Origin of the sequence: Cyanobium gracile UHCC 0281 (assembly GCF_034931305.1) — a bacterium.
In the GTDB taxonomy this organism is placed as follows: Bacteria; Cyanobacteriota; Cyanobacteriia; order PCC-6307; family Cyanobiaceae; genus Cyanobium; species Cyanobium gracile_A.
Genome location: NZ_JAYGHY010000101.1, coordinates 1 through 4,864 on the forward strand (window position 1 = coordinate 1; position 4,864 = coordinate 4,864).

Sequence of the window (4,864 nt, forward strand, 5' to 3'; positions counted from 1 at the left end):
CACCAGCACATGATGCTGCAGCCAGGCGGCACGGCGGCATCGCGGGAGCGGGGAGCCGCCACGGGATTGTTCGGCGCTGCCGGTGGCGTTGGTTCGCTCTCCACCGGGGGGCTCTCGATGGGGAGCTCCCGTTCGGGGGGGGTGGTGCGGCTGGGCTCCTGCGCCGGTGGCTCCCATCGCTGGCTGTCGCGCCTGCCGCTGTCCTCGGGCCGGGCGTCGCGTTCGGTGCTCTTCGGCTTGGTCACCGGCTTGAAGCTGCCGGTGAGCACGGGCTTGGGCGGGAACTTCTGCACCGGCATCCCCTTGGTCACTGGCTCCATGAACGTCCGCCAGGCGTAGGTGGCCAGGACACTGGTGGTGCCCGTCCCCCGGTTGTTGTCGTACCCCAGCCAGACGCCGGTGGTGAGCTGGGGAATCGAGCCGATGAACCACAGGTCCCGGGCCCCCTCGGAGGTGCCCGTCTTGCCGGCCACCGGCCGGTCGGCCAGGGCGGCGCCGCCGCCGGTGCCGCCCTGCACCACCTGCTGCAGCATCCAGACCATCGCGTCGGCGATGTCGCTGCTCACCGCCCGGGTGCCGCGGGGGCCGTTGGCCCGGCGCGACCACAGCAGTTCCCCGTCCGGCCCGAAGATCTCCTCGAAGGGCAGCGGCTGGATGTACACCCCGCGGTTGACCAGCGCCGCGTAGGCCGCCGTCATGTCGAGCACCGTCTGGTCGTTGGAGCCGATCGCCATCGACAGATAACGGCCCAGCTCCCGGTGGATGCCCAGGCTCTTGGCGGTGGCGATCACCGGGTCGTAGCCGAGCTTCTGCAGCAGCCCCACCGCCACGATATTGAGCGAGTTCTGCAACGCCGTGGCCAGACTCACCCGGCCCATGTAGCGGTTGCCGAAGTTCTTGGGGCAGTAGCTGCCAAAACAGCGGGCGGAATCCAGCACCGTGTCTTCGGGCTTCATGCCCAATTTCAGGGCCGTGAGGTAGATGAACAGCTTGAAGGTGGATCCCGGTGAGCGCAGGGCCTGGGAGGCACGGTTGAACTGGGTTTTCTCAAAGTCCTTGCCGCCCACCATCGCCCGCACCAGCCCGGTGCCGGGCTCCATGGCCACCAGGGCGCCCTCCATGTTGCCGGTGGCGTAGCTGTCGATTGTTTTCTGGGCCTCGGCCTGCCAGGTTGCATTCAGGCCGCTGCGGATCGTCAGGCCCCCCACCTCCAGCTGCTCCTTGCTGAGCACCTTGGGCAGCTCCTGCTCCAGCCAGCTGGTGTACCAGGGGGCCGGGTTGTAGAAGAACTTCGGTTCGGCCGGCTTCAGCGCCAGGGGGGCGGCCTCGGCCCGCTCCAGCTGGGCGTTGTCGATGAAACCTGCCTCCCGCATGCGCCCCAGCACGACCGAGCGCCGCCGCAGGGCCACCTCCGGATTCACCAGCGGTGAATACACCGATGGGGCCGGCGGCAGGCCGGCGATCAGGGCGGCTTCCGGCAGGGTGAGCTGGTCGGGACGTTTGGAGAAGTAGATCCAGGCGGCATCGGAGACGCCGTAGGCGCTGGAGCCGAGATACACGTAGTTGAGGTATTGCTCGAGAATCTGCTCCTTGCTCAGCTGGCGCTCGATCTTCCCGGCCAGCGCCGCCTCCTTGAGCTTGCGCATGATCGTGCGGTCCTGGCTGAGGAACACGGTGCGCGCCAGCTGCTGGGTGATCGTGCTGGCCCCTTCCTCCACGGCGCCCTGCTGCAGGTTGCGCAGCAGGGCCCGGCTGATGCCGAGCAGATCGATGCCGTCGTGCTGGTAGAAGCGCCGGTCCTCGGCGGCCACGAAGGCGCGCTGGATCAGCAGCGGCATCTTGCCGGCGGGCAGTTTCTCCCGGGTGGCTGGCCCCTTCTTGAGCACCACCTGGCCGTCGGAGGAGAGGATCGTGATCGTCCCCGGCCGGTTGAAACTGGTGATGCGGCCCGCATCGGGCAGCAGGCCGTCGAGGCTTTGTACCACGGTCGTCTGGCCCAGCGCCACCAACCCGCCGGCGGCGGCCGCCGCCAGGGCGGGTCCGAGCAGGCGCCAGTTGGAGCGGCGCGCTGGCCGGTTGGACGGGGGCTCGCCGGGTTGGCGGGGGCCGGTGGTGGCCGAGGACGGGCCCACCCTGGTCATGGCAGGGTCAGGTCGCTGTGGCCGATCGCCAGGGCCGTGACGAGCATGCCGAGCACCAGGAACGGCTGGGCGCTGGCTTGATACTTCACATCGAAGGCGACGGGATCACGCAGCAGCCAGATGTCCTGGAAGGTGATCTGGGGGACGATCAGCAGCACCAACAGCACGGCGGCGAAGTGCTGGCCGATGGCGATCAACACCGCCACCATCGCCAGCTGGAAGAGATCGATCATGCCGGCACTGATCCAGCTGGCCCGCTGGATGCCGAACACCACCGGCAGCGATTGCAGACCCAGGGCCCGGTCGCCTTCGACGCTCTTGAAGTCGTTCACCACGGCGATCCCCAGCCCTGCCAGGCTGTAGGCCAGCGTCAGCAGGGCCGTGGCCCAGGTGAGCTGGCCGAACAGGGCCTGGCCGGCCCACCAGGGCAGGGCGATGTAGCTGGCGCCCAGGGCGTAGTTGCCCAGCCAGCCGTTCTGCTTCAGCTTCAGCGGGGGCGCCGAGTAGATGTAACTGACGAACGACCCGCCCAGGGCCAGCAGCAGCAGCACCGGGGTGCTGTGGCCGGCCCAGACATCCAGACCCCAGGCCACGGCCAGCCCGGCCAGCAGCAGCACGATGATCTGCAGCCGCACCTGGCCCAGGGGGATGGCGCCGGAGGGAATCGGCCGGTAGGGCTCGTTGATCGCGTCGATGTCGCGGTCGTAGTAGTCGTTGATCGTCTGGGTGTAGCCAGCCAGCAGAGGGCCACTCATCAGCATGCAGGCCACCGAGGCCCCCACCTCCGGCAGGGTCCAGTGGAAATTCCCTGAGGCGGCCGCCCCACAGATCACCCCCCAGATCAGGGGGATCCAGGTGACGGGCTTCATCAGCTGCAGCCGGATCTTCCAGATGTTGGAGCTGCCACTGGCGCCCTTCATCCCGAGCAGCTGCCGGGCGCCACCGGAAACGCCTGGTGAACCGGCGTTGGTTTCGGGGCTCTGGCTCATGGGTGGGCCGTCTCAGGCAGGGGTGATCTCATCATCGAAGAACCAGGTGGTGGTGCCACCGCCCAGCTCCACCACCACGCCGATTCCGGTGCCATCAGTGACGCGGAAATCCTTCACCGTGCCGGTGGCATCCGCCTTGAGGGCCGCCACCAGATCGGCCGGAATGCGATCGCGCACGCGGGTGACCCGCACCTTCGAGCCGATGGTGATGCCAGCCTGGGCCATGTCCGGCGCGAGTAGAAAGTGGCGCAACCCTAACAGTGAACCTGTGGTCGCCAAGCGGATCATCCCCTGTCTCGACGTGGCCGACGGCAGAGTGGTGAAGGGCGTCAACTTCGTCGGTCTGCGCGATGCCGGCGACCCGGTGGAACTGGCCTGTCGCTACAGCCTCTCCGGCGCCGACGAGCTGGTCTTTCTTGACATCGCCGCCAGCCACCAGGGCCGCGCCACCCTTGTGGACATGGTGCAACGCACCGCCGAGGCGGTGACGATCCCCTTCACCGTCGGCGGCGGCATCGTCAGCGTCGAGGGCATCACGGAGCTGCTGCGGGCCGGTGCCGACAAGGTGAGCCTCAACTCCTCGGCGGTCCGCACCCCGGAGCTGGTGGCGGCCGGGGCCGATCGCTTCGGCTGCCAGTGCATCGTCGTGGCCATCGATGCCCGTCGCCGCCCCTCACAGCCGGATGAACCGCCGGCCTGGGATGTCTTCGTCAAGGGGGGGCGGGAGAACACCGGCCTCGATGCGGTGGCCTGGGCCCGGCGCGTGGTGGCGCTCGGCGCTGGGGAGATCCTGCTCACCTCCATGGATGGCGACGGCACCCAGGCGGGATACGATCTGGCCCTCACCCGGGCCGTGGTCGAGGCGGTCGAGGTGCCTGTGATCGCTTCTGGAGGCGCCGGTTGCATCGATCACATCGCCGCCGCCCTTGAGGTGGCCGGGGCCTCGGCCGCTCTGCTGGCCTCCCTGCTCCATGACGGGGTGCTCACGGTGGAGGAGATCAAGCTGGACCTGCTGCGGCGGGGCCTGCCGGTCCGGCCCCTGCTGGCCCCACGGCCCACGGCCTGAAGCGGCGAAGGCGACCCGATCGCATCGACCCCTTCACTCCCCGTAACATTGGAAGGACGTTTGTGAATCGTGGTGCATCGGTGAACGCCTTCCTGCTGCTGCCAACGCCCGTGTTCACGGCAATCGCGCTGGTGGTGGTGGTGGTCGTGATCGCCCTTGTGGCCTGGGCGCTGCAGCTGATGCAGGCCGCCACCGACCGCCGCGAGTTTTCTCTGATGCTGGCGGGCTGCATGGTCTGCTCGGCGGCCGTGGGCCTGGCCACCGTGATGGTGCTCACCTTCACCAGCCCGGTCCGCCTCGAGGCCCGCGGCCTGACGGCCCCCGAGCTTGAATCGGCGGGCGTCAGCCTGGACGCGATCGTGCTGCCATGGGATGACTCCCTGTTTCCCCGCCTTGGCGAGAGTTGATCCAGACCAGATCAGCGATCTGTTCGATGCCATAGCCCCCCGCTACGACCAGCTGAACGATCTGCTCAGCCTGGGGCTGCACCGCCTCTGGAAGCGGCAGGCCTTGCTCTGGTTGCGCCCCCGCCCCGGCCAGCGCCTGCTGGATCTCTGCTGCGGCACCGGCGATCTGGCCCTGGTGCTGGCCTCCCGCGTCCGCCCCGGCGGGCTGGTGCTCGGCCTCGATGCGGCCGCCGCGCCCCTGGCGATCGCCCGCCGCCGGGC

General features: G+C 68.9%; 6 protein-coding genes. 3 read left to right on the top strand and 3 right to left on the bottom strand.

Annotation, left to right across the window (positions count from 1 at the left end):
* The 3 genes from VB739_RS16165 to VB739_RS16175 form a co-directional block, all read right to left on the bottom strand.
* On the bottom strand, positions 1-2,141 hold a 2,141-nt coding region (locus VB739_RS16165; protein WP_323358039.1), incomplete at its 3' end, for a PBP1A family penicillin-binding protein.
* Positions 2,138-3,130: a chlorophyll synthase ChlG gene (gene chlG / locus VB739_RS16170; RefSeq protein ID WP_323358040.1), complete on the bottom strand. Its 993-nt coding sequence runs from the start codon at positions 3,128-3,130 to the stop codon at positions 2,138-2,140. The genes chlG and VB739_RS16165, both read right to left, overlap by 4 nt.
* Positions 3,131-3,142: 12 nt before the next feature.
* Positions 3,143-3,355, bottom strand: coding sequence for a DUF2862 domain-containing protein (locus VB739_RS16175; RefSeq protein WP_254990562.1), 213 nt, complete (start codon positions 3,353-3,355; stop codon positions 3,143-3,145).
* Between the two features lie 43 nt (positions 3,356-3,398).
* On the opposite strand from VB739_RS16175, the gene hisF reads away from it, so the two are divergent.
* The 3 genes from hisF to VB739_RS16190 all read left to right on the top strand — a co-directional run.
* Positions 3,399-4,196 carry an imidazole glycerol phosphate synthase subunit HisF gene (gene hisF / locus VB739_RS16180; protein ID WP_323358041.1) on the top strand — a complete coding sequence of 266 codons (798 nt, stop codon included), beginning with the start codon at positions 3,399-3,401 and terminating at the stop codon, positions 4,194-4,196.
* Positions 4,197-4,276: 80 nt separating this feature from the next.
* On the top strand, positions 4,277-4,603 hold the full coding sequence (locus VB739_RS16185; RefSeq protein WP_323358042.1) for a hypothetical protein: 327 nt from the start codon (positions 4,277-4,279) through the stop codon (positions 4,601-4,603).
* A partial coding sequence (locus tag VB739_RS16190) for a class I SAM-dependent methyltransferase (protein WP_323358043.1) occupies positions 4,590-4,864 on the top strand: 275 nt, incomplete at its 3' end. The genes VB739_RS16185 and VB739_RS16190, both read left to right, overlap by 14 nt.